This is a genomic window from Dendronalium sp. ChiSLP03b, assembly GCF_034531165.2.
Taxonomy (GTDB): Bacteria; Cyanobacteriota; Cyanobacteriia; order Cyanobacteriales; family Nostocaceae; genus Dendronalium; species Dendronalium minutum.
The window spans coordinates 20,031-39,628 of record NZ_JAVRBR020000027.1 but is presented as its reverse complement, the minus strand read 5'-3'; the positions used below and the strand labels follow the sequence as shown (position 1 = coordinate 39,628).

The 19,598-nt window shown below is 41.4% G+C and carries 17 protein-coding genes and 1 tRNA gene; 8 read left to right on the top strand and 10 right to left on the bottom strand.

The features are described from left to right. Positions 1-250: 250 nt before the first annotated feature. The 3 genes from RMY31_RS06875 to pdhA form a co-directional block, all read right to left on the bottom strand. Positions 251-322: transfer RNA gene (locus tag RMY31_RS06875), tRNA-Lys, on the bottom strand. 60 nt (positions 323-382) lie between these two features. After that, positions 383-1,252, bottom strand: a complete 870-nt coding sequence (locus RMY31_RS06870) for an aldose epimerase (protein WP_322657780.1) — start codon at positions 1,250-1,252, stop codon at positions 383-385. 113 nt (positions 1,253-1,365) lie between these two features. Next, complete coding sequence (gene pdhA / locus RMY31_RS06865) at positions 1,366-2,400, bottom strand: pyruvate dehydrogenase (acetyl-transferring) E1 component subunit alpha (protein ID WP_322657779.1); 1,035 nt, start codon at positions 2,398-2,400, stop codon at positions 1,366-1,368. A gap of 280 nt (positions 2,401-2,680) precedes the next feature. Between pdhA and RMY31_RS06860 the strand changes: the two genes are divergently transcribed. The 7 genes from RMY31_RS06860 (at position 2,681) to RMY31_RS06830 (ending at position 12,918) form a co-directional block, all read left to right on the top strand. Continuing rightward, the gene (locus RMY31_RS06860) at positions 2,681-2,890 is read left to right on the top strand and encodes a hypothetical protein (protein ID WP_322657777.1); all 210 of its coding nucleotides are present in this window, start codon (positions 2,681-2,683) and stop codon (positions 2,888-2,890) included. 520 nt (positions 2,891-3,410) lie between these two features. After that, positions 3,411-5,717 carry an IMS domain-containing protein gene (locus tag RMY31_RS06855; RefSeq protein ID WP_322657776.1) on the top strand — a complete coding sequence of 769 codons (2,307 nt, stop codon included), beginning with the start codon at positions 3,411-3,413 and terminating at the stop codon, positions 5,715-5,717. Positions 5,718-5,804: 87 nt separating this feature from the next. Further along, positions 5,805-6,806 (top strand): AEC family transporter, encoded by a 1,002-nt coding sequence (locus RMY31_RS06850; protein WP_322657775.1) that lies wholly within the window; start codon positions 5,805-5,807, stop codon positions 6,804-6,806. Between the two features lie 727 nt (positions 6,807-7,533). Beyond that, on the top strand, positions 7,534-8,784 hold the full coding sequence (locus RMY31_RS06845; RefSeq protein ID WP_322657774.1) for a DUF4912 domain-containing protein: 1,251 nt from the start codon (positions 7,534-7,536) through the stop codon (positions 8,782-8,784). A 98-nt stretch (positions 8,785-8,882) separates the two neighbouring features. Then, entirely contained in the window at positions 8,883-9,806 is a 924-nt protein-coding gene (locus RMY31_RS06840; RefSeq protein ID WP_322657885.1) for a phosphodiester glycosidase family protein, read from the top strand. Between the two features lie 278 nt (positions 9,807-10,084). Then, positions 10,085-10,981, top strand: coding sequence for a hypothetical protein (locus RMY31_RS06835; RefSeq protein ID WP_322657773.1), 897 nt, complete (start codon positions 10,085-10,087; stop codon positions 10,979-10,981). Between the two features lie 14 nt (positions 10,982-10,995). Continuing rightward, a complete protein-coding gene (locus tag RMY31_RS06830) occupies positions 10,996-12,918 on the top strand; it encodes an Hsp70 family protein (protein WP_322657772.1) in 1,923 nt (640 codons plus the stop codon). A 440-nt stretch (positions 12,919-13,358) separates the two neighbouring features. On the opposite strand, the gene RMY31_RS06825 is transcribed toward RMY31_RS06830, so the two are convergent. After that, positions 13,359-13,820, bottom strand: coding sequence for a DUF3592 domain-containing protein (locus RMY31_RS06825; protein WP_322657771.1), 462 nt, complete (start codon positions 13,818-13,820; stop codon positions 13,359-13,361). A 433-nt stretch (positions 13,821-14,253) separates the two neighbouring features. Between RMY31_RS06825 and RMY31_RS06820 the strand changes: the two genes are divergently transcribed. Then, a complete protein-coding gene (locus tag RMY31_RS06820) occupies positions 14,254-14,871 on the top strand; it encodes a hypothetical protein (RefSeq protein WP_322657770.1) in 618 nt (205 codons plus the stop codon). Between the two features lie 159 nt (positions 14,872-15,030). Here RMY31_RS06820 and RMY31_RS06815 read toward each other — a convergent pair whose 3' ends face one another. The 6 genes from RMY31_RS06815 to RMY31_RS06790 all read right to left on the bottom strand — a co-directional run bounded on the left by RMY31_RS06815 (position 15,031) and on the right by RMY31_RS06790 (position 19,594). After that, positions 15,031-16,653: an AMP-binding protein gene (locus tag RMY31_RS06815; protein ID WP_322657769.1), complete on the bottom strand. Its 1,623-nt coding sequence runs from the start codon at positions 16,651-16,653 to the stop codon at positions 15,031-15,033. Between the two features lie 10 nt (positions 16,654-16,663). Then, positions 16,664-17,077 carry an acyl-CoA thioesterase gene (locus tag RMY31_RS06810; RefSeq protein WP_322657767.1) on the bottom strand — a complete coding sequence of 138 codons (414 nt, stop codon included), beginning with the start codon at positions 17,075-17,077 and terminating at the stop codon, positions 16,664-16,666. A gap of 166 nt (positions 17,078-17,243) precedes the next feature. Next, positions 17,244-17,627: a holo-ACP synthase gene (locus RMY31_RS06805; protein ID WP_322657766.1), complete on the bottom strand. Its 384-nt coding sequence runs from the start codon at positions 17,625-17,627 to the stop codon at positions 17,244-17,246. Next, positions 17,603-18,499, bottom strand: a complete 897-nt coding sequence (locus RMY31_RS06800) for an acyl-ACP desaturase (RefSeq protein ID WP_322657765.1) — start codon at positions 18,497-18,499, stop codon at positions 17,603-17,605. The genes RMY31_RS06805 and RMY31_RS06800 overlap by 25 nt, the downstream gene beginning before the upstream one ends. 180 nt (positions 18,500-18,679) lie before the next feature. Further along, on the bottom strand, positions 18,680-18,955 hold the full coding sequence (locus RMY31_RS06795) for a hypothetical protein (RefSeq protein ID WP_322657764.1): 276 nt from the start codon (positions 18,953-18,955) through the stop codon (positions 18,680-18,682). Between the two features lie 495 nt (positions 18,956-19,450). Continuing rightward, positions 19,451-19,594 carry a hypothetical protein gene (locus RMY31_RS06790; protein WP_409877522.1) on the bottom strand — a complete coding sequence of 48 codons (144 nt, stop codon included), beginning with the start codon at positions 19,592-19,594 and terminating at the stop codon, positions 19,451-19,453. Between the last annotated feature and the right edge of the window lie 4 nt (positions 19,595-19,598).

Genomic DNA, 19,598 nt, shown 5'->3' with positions numbered 1-19,598 from the left:
GTCCTCCTAATGTGGTTGTCAGCTAGTCGGTGTGAGAGAAGCGCAATTGTTACACTATTGTAATTTTTACGCTAATCTTAATAGTTTTTTCAACTTATAGGAAATTATAACTAGTGTCGGGGTGTTTATGTTGAAAAACTTTACGCCTTTAAGCTCGATTATAAAAGAATGGTGACTGCTAACTGTCAGCTTTAAACAAACAGATTACAGCTTTCTGTCACTTAGGACTCAGCACTCATTACTTTGTATATGGGTCGCCCGGGATTCGAACCCGGAACTAATCGGTTAAAAGCCGAGTACTCTACCGTTGAGTTAGCGACCCTTTCGTTGTTTTTCGCAACTTTGCAATTATAGCATATACATCTGTAGATTTGTAAAGTAGTTAGAAAAAATTTGCTGTGAGGCGAATTATCGCTGAATCATTGCCTCCTGGTTCTAACACAGTCAGCTTTTCACCTGTATTGATGGCGTTGCGGGGGGCACTCCAGGGTTCCAAACAGTAAAAGTCTTTGCCTTTAAGTGTCCAAAACACTAGCGTGGAATAGATATCATCGTAATTTAGGGTAAGTTTGAGCTTGCGGCTACGATCTGTAATAGTGGCAGATTGATCGGCTAGCTGCTTGAATGCCACATCAATTTCATCTTGGCTGAAGTCAAAATTCCCGTTAAAGGGATGAATTTGTTTAGTTATCTGATCTTGATATTCTTGGGAAGGAATTTCAAACTCAAGCTGACTCTTATCATCTGTCAGAAAGTAGGGATGGAAACCTGCGGAAAAAGGTAAGGCTGTGGATGACAGATTTTTATACTGCTGCCGAATTTTTAGATTATTGCCTTGCAGCTCGTAGGTGAAAACAACTTGAAAATCAAAAGGATAAACTACCCTTGTTTGTTCGTTGCTATTGAAAACAAGGGTGAGGCTAGCTTTATCTTGAGTCACCTGCTCAGTAACTTCCCAAGGTAAATCACGAGCAAAACCATGTTGTTTAAGAGTGTACTGTTTCCCATTGTGAGTGTAAGTATTATCTGGTAAGTTCCCGCAGATAGGAAACAAAATTGGATTTCCACCTCTGACACTCAAATCAGGATTAGCAAAACGTTGAGTGTCTAGGTAAAAAATTTCTTGTCCTTGGACGCGCCAATGGGTAATGATACCACCGCGTTCTGGTACTACTTCCAGTTGAGAACCAGCGGTTTCATCAGAAAGGATGTATGTCTTGTATTGTTGTTGTTGCAGGGCAATGGTAAACACAATTTTAGTCCTAAGAGGATTGGGTATTGAATATTGGGGACTGGGTAATTAGGAATAAATAATTCTCTGTCTTTATTTCTTAATCCCCAGTCCCTAGTCCCCAGTCCCTGAATTTACTCGTCTTCTGCAAACACGAAGCGATACAATTCACTGGGGTCTGGTTCAGGACTGCTTTCGGCGAACTTAACTGCATCGTCGATGACATCCTGAATCTTCCGCTCGATAGCTTTCAGTTCGTCCTCACTTGCCAAGTTTTGCTCAAGAAGATAAGCCGCTAGCTTCTTAATTGGGTCACGGGCAAACCAAAATTCTTTTTCAGCTTTGCTTCGCAGTTCATCTGGGTCTGCCAGAGAGTGTCCTCTGAAGCGGTAAGTAAGTGCTTCAATTAATGTTGGGCCTTCACCTGCACGGGCACGGGCGACTGCTTCTTGAGCTACGGCTCGCACTGCTAGCACATCCATGCCATCTACTTCCACGCCCACCATGTTAAACACGCTGGCTTTCTTATAAATCTCTGGCTCAGAAGTTGCTCTTTCGTGAGCCATGCCAATAGCCCACTTATTATTTTCTACCACGAAAAGAATTGGTAGTTTCCATAGAGCTGCCATGTTCAACGTCTCGAAGAACTGACCGTTATTAGCAGCACCGTCGCCAAAAAAGCAAGCTGTTACTTGGTCGGCGTTTTTATCTCCTAAAACTTCGCGGCGGTATTTACTTTGAAAAGCTGCACCAGCTGCGACAGGAATACCTTCGGCGACAAAAGCATAGCCACCTAGCAAGCGGTGTTCCGCAGAGAACATATGCATGGAACCACCACGCCCTTTGCTACAGCCTGTGGCTTTACCAAACAACTCTGCCATGACCTCTCTTGCTGGTACTCCGGCACTGAGAGCATGAACGTGGTCGCGGTAGGTGCTAGAAACAAAATCTTCCCCCGGACGCATCGACTGAATAACACCGGTAGAAACTGCTTCTTGACCGTTGTACAGATGGACAAAACCAAACATTTTGCCCCTGTAGTACATTTCGGCGCATTTATCTTCAAAAAAGCGTCCCAGTGTCATGTCTTCATATAACCGCAACCCCTCTTCTTTAGTAATCTGAGTAGTGGCAGTATTAAATGTAGGTAATGTGCGTTCTTGAACCATTATTTTTTACTATCCCTGTAGTAAAACTAAAATTTACCATCTTTAAAAATAGGTTGTTCGCATAATATATGCTTCTCACAACCTGGGATGTACCGGAGTCAATAACTAAAATTTATGCACCACAAAGGATTGTTGGGAATAGGTGAAGCAGTGCAGTGAGGCACTTGCTGTCTTGGCGGTGAGGCAGTCCAGTCTTGGGGTCTCCCCAAGTAGAGGAACTGCCGTTAGCGCAGTTTTAGCGATAGCGTCGCGTTAGCGAGTCCTCGCCCAAGTAGAGCAAGTGGCGTGCAACGCTAAAAGCGATAGCGCAGCGAAGCGCGAGTCTTCTCCCAAGGGGAGACGCTACGCGAACGAGCGTCGGCACGAGCGTCACCCTAAAGGTAGAGAAAATGGGCAAATTTCTGATTTTTCAGACCGTGCTATCCGAGAATATTACCCTAATGGCTACAGCCGTTTTCCAAGTTTTTCCATTTCTCGCTCCAGTTCCTAAGCTATCAAACAGAATAGCTTGGTTTCTGCATATCCATGAACAGTTTAGAAAAAATGGATGCCAAAATCCTTATTATCTAGGTGGCTAGTTGTAATTAAAGTTTGATCGTGCTATTATCTTGTTCCCTCTGTTATTAAAATCTACCCTTGTCGGTGGTTCACTCACCGTATAACCAGGCAGTCCTCATAACCACAATTAATCTATAGATTTCTGCTAGTAGAATTTCTATACCACTAGCAGCGATCGCTATAATTCTCTAAAGTACCGAAGGCTTATAGCAGTTTTTTAGCATAAAAATGCTAAGAATTAAGACAATGTTTACGCGCTTCCTAGGCGATCGCAGAATCTTAGTACTAAAATGTGACTCACAATTTTAGGAAGGTACAAAACTAATTGTTGCAACGTACACTTATAGTGTAACTACGTTACTGTATTATTTATCGTTTTATTGTGGCACGGTTTTACATGCCTGGAATGCTCTAGGTGAACTATGTTAATCACGGTGCAGGGGAAGTAGACTGTGCGAATTCCGCTAGATTACTACCGAATTTTAGGACTACCGTTAGCGGCAAGTGATGAACAGTTGCGGCAAGCGTACAGCGATCGCATTGTACAATTGCCGCGACGAGAATATTCTCAGGCAGCAATTTCTTCTCGCAAACAACTCATAGAAGAAGCTTACGTGGTTTTATCAAATCCCAAGGAACGTAGCAGTTACGATCGGCTTTATCTTGCTCACGCCTATGACCCCGATGGCAATGCTAGCTCTAGAGTAGCGTTAGAAGACCGTACCCAAAGCAGTAACGGCGATCCTGATACTCAAAACCTTAGTATTGAAATTGCCCAAGAAGAATTAGTAGGTGCTTTGTTAATTCTGCAAGAGCTAGGGGAATACGAACTAGTACTGAAACTAGGTCATGGTTACTTGGCAAATCAAAATAGTGCAGCAGTTGCTAAAACGGGCAATAATCTTCTAGCAAGTGAAGACTTTCTCGGTAGTCCTGAACTTCCAGATATTGTTCTGACTGTTGCTCTTGCCTGCCTAGAACTAGGTCGGGAGCAGTGGCAGCAAGGTCACCACGAAAGTGCTGCTGTATCCCTCGAAACTGGACAAGAAATGCTAGCTCGTGAAGGGTTATTTCCCAGCGTCCAAGCAGAAATGCAGTCCGATCTTTACAAATTGCGGCCTTATCGGATTTTGGAATTACTGGCACTGCCTCTAGAAAAAACTGCCGAACGCCGTCAAGGCTTGGAATTATTGCAGAACATTTTAAGCGATCGCGGTGGTATTGATGGTGCTGGCAATGATGAATCGGGTTTAAACATCGATGACTTTCTGCGATTTATTCAGCAATTACGTAACCACCTGACAGTCGCAGAACAGCACAAGCTGTTTGAAGCCGAAAGCAAGCGTCCCTCTGCTGTTGCTACTTACTTGGCAGTTTATGCCCTAGTAGCACGAGGATTTACTCAACGCCAACCAGCTTTAATTCGTCAGGCAAAGCAAATGCTGATACATCTGGGCAAGCGCCAAGATGTACATCTAGAACAGTCGCTATGTGCCCTACTACTGGGACAAACTGAAGAAGCAACCCGTGTTTTAGAACTCAGTCAGGAGTACGAAGTCTTAGTATTTATTCGAGAAAAATCTCAAGACTCTCCAGACTTGCTACCGGGTCTGTGTTTATACGCTGAACAGTGGTTACAAAATGAAGTGTTTCCCCACTTTCGAGATTTGATCGAGCAGCAAGCTTTGCTGAAAGATTACTTTGCTAACCAGCAGGTGCAAGCTTATTTAGAAGGACTGCCCACGGATGCAGAAACTACTAATGAGTGGGCTGTAATGAATCGTCAGTTTTCCCAACCACAGGCGAATCCTCGTCACCAAAGTCAAACCACTGGCTCTCGACAATTCCATCAAAATGGAATATCTGACCCAGAGTTGCCAGCAACATCAAACACCAGAAGACCTGAGTATTCAAACTTCTCGACAACTAGACCTCAGACATCACCAATTTCGTCAGCTGGGAGTGCAAAACCACAAACACCCATGACACCGCTTTCTACTGCTGAACGTACAGCTACAACTAACCAGAACCTGAATGGTGCAGCTAAGTCCTCTCCACCTCGTCCAACCCAAAAGCGTAAAAGGCGCAAGCCCAGTCAATCTGCTAACCGGGAGCGTTTACCAAATCGCCATCCTCAGCAACGGCGACGAACCTTTGCCAGCACCTTAGAAGGTAAAACACGATTAGTTTGGACTGTATTTGCTTCTTTGCTAGGTATATTAGTTTTTTGGGTAATAGTCTCCACAACTTTTGGATGGATAAAAAATCTATTTGCGCCTGCGCCCGCCGCTTTGGAAAGCGGACAATTGTTTGTACAAGTTAACGAACCACCAATAGCCATCCCTGACAAAAACAGCAAATTGCAATCACCAGAAGGGTCTCTTACAGAAACAACGGCAGAGGAAGTGATTCAAACTTGGCTATCTACCAAAGCTGCGGCTTTAGGGCCAAACCATGAGGTTGATGGGTTACAGGATATTTTAACTGGTTCAGCTTTATCTCAATGGCGACTAGTTGCTCAGCAAGATAGTGCAGACAACCGCTATCGGAAGTATAACCATAGCGTCAAAGTCGAATATATTAATAAAACTGAGATAAACCCAAATCGGTTAGTAGTAGTAGCTACGGTAAGGGAAGCAACACAGTTTTATGAAAATGGTCAGAGAAAAAAGTCTTCTGACGAAAGGCTACGCGTCCGGTATGATTTGATTCGCCAGGAAGGTGTGTGGCGTATCCAGAGTATGCTAGTTGTCTATTAAGCAAAAAATTAAAATTTAGCTGACTGATGACGGTTGACAGTTAGCTGGTGACTGGTGAGTAATGACTAAGTTAAACTTTTATTATTCATGACAGAAACTCTCTTTCATGCTTATACACCCCTGATTCTGTGGATGAGTCTGGGGTTATTAATATTTAGATTTTTACCACCGTGGTTACCACATTTCTTGGGTCGCGGTCTTTACTGGTTTGGTGTGCCATTAGAACTTGTGGCGTTGGCTCGACAAAGTAATCAAGGTGAATTTAGTGGTTTAGAAAGTTTACCTATACTGGCAGCAATAATTACAGGTGGAGCAATAATAGTAGGTTTAATTGTCACATTGCTGGTTTTGTGGGGATGGAAAAAAATCTTGTCCCAGCAAATCAAGCCAGACTTAGATAAATCCGTTTCTAGCCATTGGCTTGATTCTCCTACTCAAGGCAGTTTTCTACTATCCGCTGTTCTGGGAAATACAGGTTTTGTCGGCTTAGCGATCGCTCCCTTTCTCGTCCACGCTGATGCCCTAAACTGGATTTTACTTTTCAGCATTACCCACAATGTCATCGGCCCCTACGGAGTAGGAGTGCTAATTGCTAGCTACTATAGTCACGAACAATCCTCAAATCGCTGGTGGATACAACTGCGGGATCTGCTGACAGTACCTCCTCTGTGGGCTTTTGTTCTTGGTACTCTCACTCAGCAAGTAGTGTTGCCAGAAGCGATTGAATCAGGACTCCAAGCGTCTATTAACATCGTCATTGCCTGTGCTTTTTTGTTGACTGGTATTCGCTTAGCTCAACTTCAGAATTGGCAAAATTTTCAACGGGCTTTTATACCCGCTGTTCTCAGAGTTGTAGCGATACCGCTATTTGTCGGCGTACTCACAACTTTGTTACTGGGATTATCAGGCGATCGCCGCTTAGCAATGGTCTTGATGTCTGGAATGCCTTCAGCTTTTGCTGGTCTAATTTTGGCAGAAGAATACAACCTCGACCGCGATTTAATTGCTAGCAGCATTATCCTCTCAACACTTTTGTTACTTCTTGTTTTGCCTGTGTGGATTGTAGTCTTTGGCTCATCCAAAATCTAGGGATTGGGGACTGGGGATGAGAGAGCAGAGGAGCAGAGGAGATGAGGGGGATGAAGGAGAATAATTACTGATTCCTGACAACTGACCATTGTACAGACGCGATTAATCGCGTCTCTGACCCATGCCTAATACCTAATACCTAGTCCCCACTTCCAAATTTGAAGCCCACACTAATTGCAGTTCTTAGATGCGGGGATCTGAATCCTTCTGCCTTTCTCCAAATTTGTCATTATTTGATGACATTATCCGGTTTCACGTGACTACCACAATCATGAATGTCATCTAATCATGACAAAACGATCCCGAAATCACTGATAAATTCGTGAAGCAGTCAAAAAAACGCCTTCAGACCCCTTGATCCCGACATAGGGTTACTTGTTAATATTTATTCATCAACAAGGACTCCTCCGATCCCAAAGAAATGCTTATTTTGGCATCAATAAGGAATTGAAAGGGAGTGACCCTGAATTTAAAAACCGACTAAAAAACTTAAAATCAGTGAGCAGTGAACAGTGAACAATTATCAGACAAATGGCGGGGAATGTCTGACCCATAACCAATTGGGGGCTGATAACTAATAACTCATAACTGATAACTGATAAATGTTAAAAACTGGGCAACACCAGGAGTCAGGAATAAGAAATTCATCTGGGGTGGATGACATTTTGTACAGCATTCTTTAACCCGGGGAAATCATTTACCTTTCAAACTACTGGAGGCCAAATTTATGGCAAAAGAACGCCCACCGCTAGAAGAGATGACATTACGGCAACTACGCAAAGTTGCTAGCGAATGTAGCATCTCTCGCTACAGCCGGATGCGTAAATCTCAACTGCTGGCAGCGATTCAAGAAGTCCAGCGCAGCAAAGTTTCGCTTAGCCCATCTCGTTCACTGGAGGCACAGGAAACCGTGGAAGCAGCAAAATTTGAATTAGGACAAGAAGACCGTAACGGTGGCTCTCTGGCTGATGTTGATGAAGGACTCCCTGATTTGCCACAAGGTTACGGTGAAAGCCGGATTGTACTTTTACCGCGCGATCCTCAGTGGGCTTACACCTACTGGGATGTTCCGAATGAACATAAAGAAGACCTGCGTCGGCACGGGGGACAGCAGCTGGCACTGCGGATCTACGATGTTACTGATGTTAATCTCGATCGCCAAAGCCCTCACAGCATCCAGGAATATCCTGCTGATGAACTAGCGAGAGAATGGTACATACCAGTTCCGGTGAGCGATCGCGATTACGTAATTGATATCGGCTACCGTGCCGTTGATGGCCGTTGGTTGGTATTAGCTCGTTCCGCTCGCGTACACATTCCTCCCGTTTATCCATCTGACTGGATTGAGGATGTCTTCGTCAGTGTCAACTTTGAAGAAGACTTACGTGATAAGACTGTATACGAACTGGTTCCTCCTGCCAAGAAGATTGCAGCGACTGTTAATGGCAACGCTAACGGTAACCCCATTTACGACCAAATCTTTGGTTTAGCCGAATCTGCCGAAGCACAACGCGTTGCTGGTTCTCTGTTCGGTTCCATGCAGCAAGTACCAGGTTCTGCGCGTCCCGAACAAGCTATCAGCTCCTACATTTTCCCATCTGGTGTGGGGATGTGGGCAGTTCCTACCGCGTCTGGTTTAACCATGTCCGGTGTTGGAATGTCAGGTGTTGGCTTCTCGGCCTCCGCCGTGCCAATGCGTCCGCGTCAGTTCTGGTTGATTGCCGATGCTGAGTTGATAGTTTACGGTGCCACTGAACCCGATGCTACCGTGACGATTGGCGGTCGTGAAATTAAGCTGAATCCAGATGGTACATTCCGCTTCCAAATGTCCTTCCAAGACGGTTTAATTGACTATCCAATTGTGGCTGTTGCTGCCGATGGCGAGCAAACACGCTCAATTCAGATGAAGTTTAATCGCGAGACACCATCTCGAAATACCAACACTAAAGAAGAAGCTGTTGTAGAGTGGTTTTCTTAACAGCAGATGATTGTGGATGTTAGATAACCCCAGATTGAAATATTGAATTATTCCCCGCTATAGTCGTTCTATAGCGGTTTTTTTTACTTTTTATGAAAATGTCTATCAGAAAAATAGTTTTTTTGGGTGTATTTATAATTACTATAGGCTTATTATCAGGTTGTAAAGAAATTGAGGCGAATTCAGCGCCGAAACTATCTAAAATTTGTCCTGGTGAAGATGCCAAATTCAGTATTGAATTTTTCCAAACTAACAATCAAGGTGAAAAATATGCAAAAGGTATTAACCATACGATTATTTTTAATCCTAAATCGGCAGCATTAGATTTTAAAGTTAATGTTGGTTTATCTCATACAATTTATGCTAAAGATGCTAGAGGTAATTTTCGTAAAGAATATGTACCAAAGCAATTTCGGGAAATTATCAATGACGAAAATTCTACATTAGTAGGACAAAGACCCCTAGCAGCAATTAATGCAGACTATATAGGTACTGATAATAAGCCACAAGGCTTAAATATTTCTCGTGGTGTAGATTATTCAGGAGCCTTTAAAAATAAGCGTTCTTCTTTTGGTATTTCTGGCGGTAAACCTCAAGAGCGAAAGGCTACTATCCAAGCTGGTAGAAGAGAAGCGAATATTCTCAATTACAATCTGGTAGGAGGTAATGGCAGATTCTATCGTCAAGGTAAATTTAAAGACATTTGTCAAGATTTAGGAGAATTCGCCTGCAAACAAGCGACTAATCGCTCGATGGTAGCTATTACTAATAAAGGTTATGTCATTCTGTTAGTAAATGACTCGAAAGCTTCTAATATTGATTTTTCTCCAGTTAATCAAGAATTACTTCCAGATAAGTTTGATGATGTTTTAGAAGGGATTGCTCGCATTAACTGTTTAGGTAAAATTCAAGAAGGAATGTTGTTTGATGGTGGGATGTCTCCTGGATTATATTACAATCAGATAATGTATGTAGAAAACTTTGGCCCAATTGGTTCAGTATTTTTGATTTACAATAAGTAATGCTAGCTCAAAATTTAAATAATGGTAAAAATAAATAATTAAGAGCAAGAATAAGTAGCTAGCATAATTCAACATACAATAAAATTCTAGTTCGTAGTGAGCGATTTATCGCTTCTTTATGGTTGTCAAGATACTACAAACTTTAATTAAGTTAAGCTGAAATACTTACAATTCTATGGTGATGTGGGGTTTAGCGTTACCTAACCATAAAGTTTATCAGTTAAATCTAGGAAACTTTGATTTTTATGAACGTAAGTTAATAATTTTGGGTAAGGGTAATGAAAACGATCGCCACACTTTTTAGTGAAGAACGCAACCAACTCCAGACAGAAATTGACAATATCACCAATGTTGAGCAGATAGTTAAGCTGGTTCAAAACCGACTCGATAATCTGGAAAGAATTTATATTAGTGAACTAAATCTGACTCAAGTTCGTTTAGCTTCGTTTTTCTTGGATATGCTGCGACAGTCTATCGCTACTCTAACTGCGGCTAATTTACAAAAAGTTGCTCCAACAGAACAAAAGCAAATTACTAACTTAACTACAAACTTTTCTCCTAACAGGTTAATCCTGAAACTACTCAAGGCACTTATTTATATAGGTATTTTAGGTTGGTTGTTTTATTTAACTCAAACTACCCCAGGTGCTTGGATGGCTATCTTGCTAGCTTCTGTGCTTGTGGGGTTAGAAGTTGTATTGCAACTCGATAAAAACAATTTAACGTCTCCTGAACCATTGGACTTAGATCGAGCTGTCTTACGAGTTGATAGCAAAGTCCTTTTAGACAACATTGCTGATGCCCTCAACACTATCGACTTAGCAGTTGCTAGATTTGAAGAAGTAAACAAACATGAAGACGATCGCGGCATTGAAGAACTGCCAGAACTCTTGAATTTTCTGCAACGGTTAATTGGCGCATCATTGCTCGATAAACCCCAAATGGTCAGCGAACTAGCAAAACTTCTGCCACAGATTTTAATGTCTCAGGGAATTCGCGCCCAAAATTATCAACCACAAGATCCTCGCAGCGATCGCGAATATTTTAACTTCGAGCCAAGTATCGACCCATCCACCAAAGATTACGTGACTATAACTCCTGCTTTGTTGAAAGGCGATCGCTTGCTCAGGCCTGGTCGCGTCATAGAGCCAGCCTATTCCGAGGCTAGAGAATAACAGATAATAAGAAGATGGAAATTTTAGAAACAATCGGTTTTGATTTGGGACACGGTGAAACATCTGTAGCTAAAGCTACAGTAGAGAGCATCGAACCCCCTCAGATGCTAGAGATTAATAACAAAAAGAACCAAATCACTGCTCTTGGCTGGCATCCTCAACTAGGTTATCTTGTCGGAGAACAAGCATTAATTCAAGCTGGCGTTACTCAGTTAACAATTTCTTTCAAACAAAAACCAAATAACGATCCAAAGTATCGAGAAACAATTAGCACTTTTGTCGCCACCTACTACCGTCTTTTAAAAGAAAGCAGACAAATTGAAGATAAAGAAAGTAGCTATTTTTACGTTGGTTGCCCTTCAGGATGGTCAATTAACGAACGCGAAGAATACCAAAAGTTACTTCAACAAGCCGGCATTCCCCAATTGAATGTTGTACCTGAATCGCGGGCTGCTTTTATGCAAGCCAAAGAAGCCGGGAAGCTAGAGTATGAAAAACTGCTTTCATCAGTGCTAATTGTTGATATTGGTTCTTCAACCACAGATTTTACCCTGGTTAAAAGCTTAGAAGAAATCCCCGTAGATTTTGGCAGTAATGCTTTGGGAGCATCGCTAATTGAAAAAGCTATTTTTGAGCGTACTCTTGCCAAACACGAACAAAAGGCATTACTAGAAAAAGTATTTTTAGAATATCCCCATCATCAAGCTCGTTGCGAACTTGCCTGCCGCAAAACTAAAGAAGATTACTTTTCTAACGAACAGCTATACAACGATCCGCAAACCTTTGCCCGTGGCTTCGAGTCTATTAACGAACAGATTTATTTTATTCCCCAAATTAATAAATTAATTATGGAGGAAATATTGAACCAACCCTTGCCCGAACTAGGGCAAAAAAGTTGGATTAAATCGTTTCGTTCAGCTTTAATTGAAGCAAAAGAAAATCTCGATAAACTTGGCATTGTTCCAAAACTTGTGCTGATGACTGGTGGTGCATCTCGGATGCAGTTTACACACCAAATTTCTCAAGAAATCTTTAGCGAACCAGAAACACTGCTTCGTCCCGATCCCGAACCCGAACGGTGTATTGCCTTGGGTTTAGCGCGGGTAGGCAGATGGGATCTGCGTGCCGCTGCTTTTAAACAAGAAGTCAATCAGCTATTAGACTCCAACAAACTCAAACAAATAATTGAAAGACATATCCCAGAGTTAATTGAATTATTGACTAAACCACTGGCAGATAGTTTGATTAAAAATGCAGTGAAACCAGGAGTCAAAGATTGGCAAAAGAACCAAATACGGACTTTAGCTGATTTGGAAACATCTATGAAAAGTCGGGCAGAGCAGTGGCTTGAAGGTGATATTGCTCAGCAGATAATTAACAATCAATGTATTATTTGGTTTAACAATAAAATCCAACCCGACTTAGCCGCAGAAACCGACCCCATATGCCGAAAGTTTCAAATACCAAGAAGCAGTTTGAGGTTTGAAGATAGTATTGACCCAGCTTTTGTTAACCCAGACCTCCGAATTGGAGATGCTATCCTTGCCGACACAGTAGCGTTTATTGTCAATGTATTAATTGGTGGCGGTACGATCGCTAGCATTATCACTCTAATACTAACTGGACACTTGACTTGGCCGATCGCATTGGTATACGGTGCTTCCGTGATGGCGGCAGGAATGGAGCTAAATCGTAAGAACTTCCAAGAAGTAATCAAGACAAATGTGGATATTCCCGGTTGGATTCGTTCTAGTTTTTTGAATGACAAGAAAATTGACGATATGTGCGAGCAAATCAAGCCAGAGTTAGAAAAGGTGCTGCGAGAACAACTGATAGCGAATCAAGAAGCTTTTGACAAACTAATTACCAAAGTTGGACAAGGGCTGCAAAAAGCACTTTCTACCAAGGTTCAAGAGGCAATAATTTTGATCCAATAACGTTAAGAAGGCAGAAGTACGAAGGCAGAGGGCAGAAGGGAATCCTCATAAATAAATTTAGGGGATTTAATAAGGACGCAGTATTTCGAGAGGCGTAGCGCGAGAAATACATATTTCCATCTTTGTTCATAAATGAATTTAGAGCATGTCTGAAAAGTATTCTTGCTAACATCAAAGTCTTAAAAACCTAACCCCCCTAGCCCCCCTTGCCTGCAAGGGGGGCTAGGGGGGTTTCAAAGCCTCTCTCCGTTTCGGGGAGAGGTTTGGAGAGGGGTTTTTAGTATAATTTTCGACTTCTCAGACATCCTCTTAGGGGCTTCAAACCCTCTTGGCAGAGGGAGGAGCTATTTTCTAGAGCCTTCTGCCCTCTGCCCTCTGCCTTTCTTTGGTGATTTGCTAGTCTAATATCTTTCTAATGTGGTACATTTCAACTAATATTTTTACTTAAAACTCATTAGACGAGGAAAAGACTTGATTAGTACAATTCCTCCAATCACCACAAAAATTAAACCTAAGCTGGTAAAAATAACTGGAAGCAACCAGAATTGGAACCAGGAATTAATCGTGGCAGAGTTTAGCTTTTGAGGATTGTATAGTACTTCTACCTGCTGACCTTTACTAAATGCTGGTGGGTTGCTGCCTGCCTTTGCTTCAAATACCGTTGGTTCGCCAGAACGGTCGGTAAATTTCACTACTGGATAGTAAACATAAGAGGAGTGATAACCGTTACTATCAGTTGATGAACGAGGTACTAAATCGATTACTGTTCCTTGTGTTGATACTGCTGTGGCAACAAACGAACGAGTATTCAGTCCAATAATTATGCCTGTGACAGCAAATATGCTGCCAATACCTGCGAATATTGAACCAAATATACGCAAGAACTTTGTATCTTCACTCATAGGATGTTGAAAAGTTAGACTTATACTGGGTCAAGATTAGTGTAAATAGGGATTTCCGTAAAATTTGATTACACAATATTTTATATTGCCCATTCATTCAGGGCTATTTCGGAAAAAAGTCAGATAAATTTTGCACAGATGTACCGTATTTTTCCGAAAAACAGCTAATTGTATTTGATGTTAATTATTAATATCGTATTTTACCGACCCTATGCACTTATGAGCCGAGGATTACTATCCGTATTCAGCTTTCTTGCTTGCTTCTGTCCGCTAGAACCGAGACGTTTTTATGATTGCGATCGCCTTCTTGGCTTTATCCATCCAAGATGAGTAAATAGAAAATACTGGTTAATCGTTGTAAAATTTTTTCAGGTCAGAGTTTATACACTCCGAGTCTAATGTGCATTTTTTATAGGTGATATTGAGGAAAAAAGTGGAATTGCAGAAGTTATTGTATATTTTTACTTTAGTAGAGATTGCTACGTTCGTGAGTGTACCTGTATTTGCTCAAACGCCAGGAAATCCTTCCAATGTTTCTCAGTCGAGTTGTCGTGCAACTAAAGTAGATACTCCAATTTTTAAAGAACCCTCGACATCATCCAAAGCTATCAGAATATTGTCTGCAAAGACAAAAGTTTCTTTAGCATACACACCAGCTAGTGGAGATAAATTTGTGAGAATTCAATCTCCTACTTCAGGCTTTATTCAAACTGCTGTGCTGAAATTTTGTGAAACTAATAGCAGCGATCGAGAACAGTGGAATAAACCCACTATTGGCATTACATGTCGGCAAATTGTACAACCTGAAATTATTATACGTCGCCAACCAAGTACAAAAGGAACCTATATTACAACACTTTATCCAAACACAACCGTATATCTGAATTTAACTACAGGTAATGTAGTTAAGTCATACAGATCAGAAAATTATATTTGGGTAGAAATTGACCTTTCTAGAAGTTTTCCAGGCGAATTATCTGGTACTGGTTGGATAGTCAATACTGATTTAGTAAATACTCCTAGATTAAGTAGTTTGGCTTATTGTAGTTAGTAGCTTACTCAGATAAAAACTATCAATAATAATTAATTACAGTTAATTTATTGTAGTTAGGACTTACGCACAAACTACGGAAGAATCGAACCACAGAGGCACAGAGTACACGGAGTAATGAGAGTTAGAGAGGTATTTTGCGTAAGTCCTAGTAGTTTTTTAACAAGCAAGTACAATTTTTCCTGTAATGTAGGCTTGAGCGATCGCTATTCGCCGTAACTTACCACTGCTAGTTTTCTCTAGTTGTCCTGGACGAATGAAAATTACATTGTCCACTGAGATTTTAATGCCCAGTTGGTTGAGAACTATTTCGCTGACTTGACGCTGATAGTCAATTGCTTGCTGAAGAACACTAGCTTGTTTGGTTTCTATCAAGACGATGATGCGGTCATCAGCTTGAATTGTTGCAACTTTGCCTGGGTGTACAAACGATAACGACTCTATAGCATGTTCAAAATCACTGGCAAAATAACTTTGACCATTAATTTTGAAGCGATCGTTCAGCCGACCTGTGACGAACAACTCACCCTCGCTCATCACACCTAAATCGCCAGTCGGGAAAAAACCATCAGAATTGTAAAAAGGGCATTCGCTTTCAAAATATTTATCGACTAAAGTCCCGCCTCTGAGTTCAATTTCACCAATTTCGCCCTCGTAGCATAAACGACCATCTTCTGTTCTTAAGCGAATATCAAATGTACTCAACGGTTGACCTAGGGAAATCGCTTTGCAGCCATTTGCTAAAGTCACAATTCGGGGAATATCTTCTAACTTACAACAGGAAATCATCAAGACTGCTTCCGCCATGCCATAGCAAGGCTTAATTGCTGTAGGTTGCAATCCGTAGGGTGCAAGCACTTCCAAGAACTGATGTAGTTTGTCTATATTAATTGGCTCACTGCCATTGAAAACCATTCGTAACTGGGTCAAGTTTAAGTTGGCAATTTCTTGGGGGTCGGTAATTGCCAAGCGACGGAGACAGTAACTAATGGCAAAATCTGGAATAACTGCGATCGCAATCTTTTTTTCTGACAGTTCGCTTAACCACCCCACAGGATTCATTAAAAAATGCATGGGTGTACTCAGGTGCAAGTTATGCCTTACGTATAGCGTTGTCAGTAAACCACCTACCAATCCCATATCGTGATAAAGTGGCAGCCAGCTTGCAGTTGCATCACTGGGTCTATTTTGAGCGTGGTTAGCGATCGCCTGCATTTGTGTCACAATTTTTCCATGAGTGACTGGAATTCCTTTGGGGAAAGAAGTCGAGCCAGAAGAAAACTGCACAAAAGCAATATCAGTATCTGTAATTGCTGCAAAATTTGCTGATTCTAGGGGCTGAATATCTGTGTCTGGTAAATGTAGACGTTGGAGGCTCAATTCTAAACTTCTAATACTAGGTGCTTCCAAGACAAATTCAGCTTGATATTGGGTTGTAACTTTCGTCAAAAATTCCAGGTAGCTTTCTTTGACAACACCCATGCTGTAGGGTTTAACTGACAATGGAATTGCTCCCAGTCCAACTAAAGCAAAGAAAGCAATAATTACACCTTCGGTTGTTTCAAAAGGAAACAGAACTCGCGAGCCAGCTGTCACACCCGCAGCTCGAAAGTACTCCATATAGGCTGCAATCTTCTGGTACATCTCACAATAGGCGAGAAACTTAGGCTCAGCAGCACGATCCTGTCTTAAGAATAAGCCCAAGCGCGAGTCAGTATGCTTGAGAGCTTGAATCATTGCGATCGCAGTCATCGGCTCAATTCTAGGTTGTAAGTCTTGCATTGTTTTAACCTCAACCATCTTGTTGCTTATTTTCATCGAGAAAATCCTGGAGAGTTCTCAGCGATCGTTCAATTGAATCAATGAATGCTACTTTCACAAGAGCATCGGCAGCAACCTTTGCAGTTCCATTTTTGAAAATCTCAACAAATTGGTGAAAAATTACTTGATAATGGTAATTTTCCTCCATGTCTTTGAGTTTCGTAATAATCTTGACCTCTCCAGGTAATATTTCACGGCTATAGTTGACTTCAATACGAGCAACTACAGGAATAATCCGCTGTCCACGAAATAAGTTGTGATGCTCAAGCCATGACCATCGTCCTGCTTCTAAATATTCGAGAACAGTGGCATTATTGACGTGACCCAAACTATCAAGGTCATTTGGGCGTACTTGAAGTTTTAGGTTAACAGCTTCAAAGTTCATACTTATACCAATTCGTAATTCGTAATTCGTAATTCGTAATTAATAAAGTCAACTCTTATTTCTTTGTGTACTTTGCGTCCTACCCTGCGGGAAGCCGCTAGCGCGTCTATGTGGTTCGTTTTTTCATAATTTTGCGTAAGTCCTGTTATGTTGCCAGTTGCTGCAATCATGGTTGGGGAGAGATAGCTACAACAGTAGACACATAATCCCCACTATGAGATATGGAAAGGTAAACAGTCCAATGTTGAAGCTGAAAATGCTCTGCTAGTGAGCCGTAAAACTCAAAGTAAGGCGCGTGACGGGAATTATGTTGCACTTCTACATCTGTCCAGTAGAAATTAGGGGGCATTGCCAAAGCTTTAAACAAAGCTTCTTTAGCTGAGAAAGTACCTGCCATACTTTGGAGAGGGTTTTTACTTTGGCTGAAGTAAAGGCACTCTGTGTTTGTAAAGAAAATGCCTGGAACTTTCAAAGCTTCAACTGTTGTTAGTTCTGCAATCAGTTGAATATCGTGCCCTAGTCCAATTAACATCCCACCAGATCCAGCCACGTCTGTTCAACTTCAGCCGCAGAGTTTACCTGAATTCCTGTAATTTGTCTGAGCGCAGAAAATATCAGACTTTGCTTGCGCTCGATATTGTCTGGCAGAACCATCTCATACTTAATAGAATCCCACCAATTAACGTGAGAATCCCGCTGCTCAACTTGTTGGCGGTTACTACCATAAAGTTCGCCCCCTTCTCGCACAAATAAGTGTGCAACAGCAAATGCACCTTTGGGTGAGTACTCTTTACTATCTACTAAAGCTTTGGCAAAACTGATGAAGTATGTCATGTGCTGCGATTCATCAGCAGCAATTTGCTTAAACAGCTTCTTCAATCCAGGGTCTTGAGCAACACTCGCACACCAAGAGTAGTTAACCGTGGCTGTAATCTCCGAAATCGCTAATAATACCAATGTTCTGAGCATGTCATCGTCGGGAAAAATCTTCCGAAACTCAATCACAGTCTCATCACTGACAGGTTCTAGACTGAGTAGAGTCGATAAGCGATTAAGTGTGGTTTCGTGAAAGCTTTCTTCCTCATTCCAGTAACGACTCCAAGTACTACAAGCTTGCATAATGCTTGCTAAAACTGGATTGTAATCTTGCCAACGACGACACTCAGCATCAGCCAATCTAGCCAGGCGATCGGCTCCTGGCTTGGTAGTCAATTCTGCACGTCCAGCATTCCAGAGGTTAGCTTTGTCAAACTCACTCACAGCCTCCAAGTTAATCGCACCAATCATTTCCACTGCACTCCATCGGCGCTTTTCATGGAAATAGTGTTGTTCCCATATCAAATCAACTAAAGAGCTTCGTTGTTCGGCAACAATTGCATATAAGTTACTGACAATATCAGACCTAGAAATTGTATTTACCATAGTGGATATATTTGAATTTAATTTTTAAGAAGGCGACTATAAGTCGCGGCTACACAGGCAAAACTCGCCTACGCGGGTTAAAAAGCTGGTTGTCAAACTAAAAATGAAAATTTTTACCACTACCCTTTATTCTCTAGACTCTATTTTCCAAGAAGTTTTGAGATTTAAAATTTATCATTTTCAAGTCAAAGTATTAACTGTATCAGCCTCATTTAGAAATGCTTCTAATACATCTGAAATAGGGGTATCAAGAGAAAAAGCTGGCAAACGAATCTGGACTCCATATTGCTTTTTCAGCATATTCGCAGTTTTGGCGAAAACTTCCATTAGATCGATGCTGTTATGTAGGCGATCGGAACGAGCAATAATCGCCGCTAGCGTCAAGTCATTTTCAAAAATTTCTGCGATAGATAAACCAACATTTTGGGCAAAAATTTCACAGATATAGTCTTTCAAGATTTGAAACTCCTTTATGGCGGTATTACAGAAAGTTAGATGCTATTAGTAACAAATTTTACTTAACATTTATTGAGAATTTGACTTTATATGCTATCGATTACATACAGTAAGCTCAAATTAGCACACTTAATAAAGTTTTAGCTGCGTATTTATACTAAAGATGAGTTCCTCTGTCTCCTCATTTGGATATCTGCATAGCTAAAGTCTATCCGCCAAGGTTTCGACTTTCGACACTCGCGTTGAAATGACTGCAAGTATCCAAACCCATATTTAGATTAATCCAAATGCGATCGCTTCCTTGACGAACCTAAGTAGACTAAAGAATTACCTAAAACGATGTACTTAGGACTTACGCACTATACAAATTGGCTATTATGTGCATAATGATTGGTTGAGAACACAAGTTCGTTGGTTGAGAACACAAGTTCGTTGGTTGAGAACACAAGTTCGTTGGTTGAGAACACAAGTTTGTTAGTTGAGAACACAAGTTCGTTAGTTGAGAACACAAGTTCGTTGGTTGAGAATACAAGTTTGTTGGTTGAGAACACAAGTCTGTAGCGATCGCCTGAGTAAAGCCACCATTAATCGGTTAAAATCGACAATACTGCCTCGACAACCAAATATCCTTATGCACATAATA

Coding starts and splice junctions, on each gene's coding strand:
- pdhA (WP_322657779.1), bottom strand. CDS start 2,400: ATGGTTCAAGAACGCACATTACCTACATTTAATACTGCCACTACTCAG.
- RMY31_RS06850 (WP_322657775.1), top strand. CDS start 5,805: ATGACAGAAACTCTCTTTCATGCTTATACACCCCTGATTCTGTGGATG.
- RMY31_RS06845 (WP_322657774.1), top strand. CDS start 7,534: ATGGCAAAAGAACGCCCACCGCTAGAAGAGATGACATTACGGCAACTA.
- RMY31_RS06840 (WP_322657885.1), top strand. CDS start 8,883: ATGTCTATCAGAAAAATAGTTTTTTTGGGTGTATTTATAATTACTATA.
- RMY31_RS06835 (WP_322657773.1), top strand. CDS start 10,085: ATGAAAACGATCGCCACACTTTTTAGTGAAGAACGCAACCAACTCCAG.
- RMY31_RS06830 (WP_322657772.1), top strand. CDS start 10,996: ATGGAAATTTTAGAAACAATCGGTTTTGATTTGGGACACGGTGAAACA.
- RMY31_RS06825 (WP_322657771.1), bottom strand. CDS start 13,820: ATGAGTGAAGATACAAAGTTCTTGCGTATATTTGGTTCAATATTCGCA.
- RMY31_RS06815 (WP_322657769.1), bottom strand. CDS start 16,653: ATGCAAGACTTACAACCTAGAATTGAGCCGATGACTGCGATCGCAATG.
- RMY31_RS06810 (WP_322657767.1), bottom strand. CDS start 17,077: ATGAACTTTGAAGCTGTTAACCTAAAACTTCAAGTACGCCCAAATGAC.
- RMY31_RS06800 (WP_322657765.1), bottom strand. CDS start 18,499: ATGGTAAATACAATTTCTAGGTCTGATATTGTCAGTAACTTATATGCA.
- RMY31_RS06790 (WP_409877522.1), bottom strand. CDS start 19,594: ATGTGCATAAGGATATTTGGTTGTCGAGGCAGTATTGTCGATTTTAAC.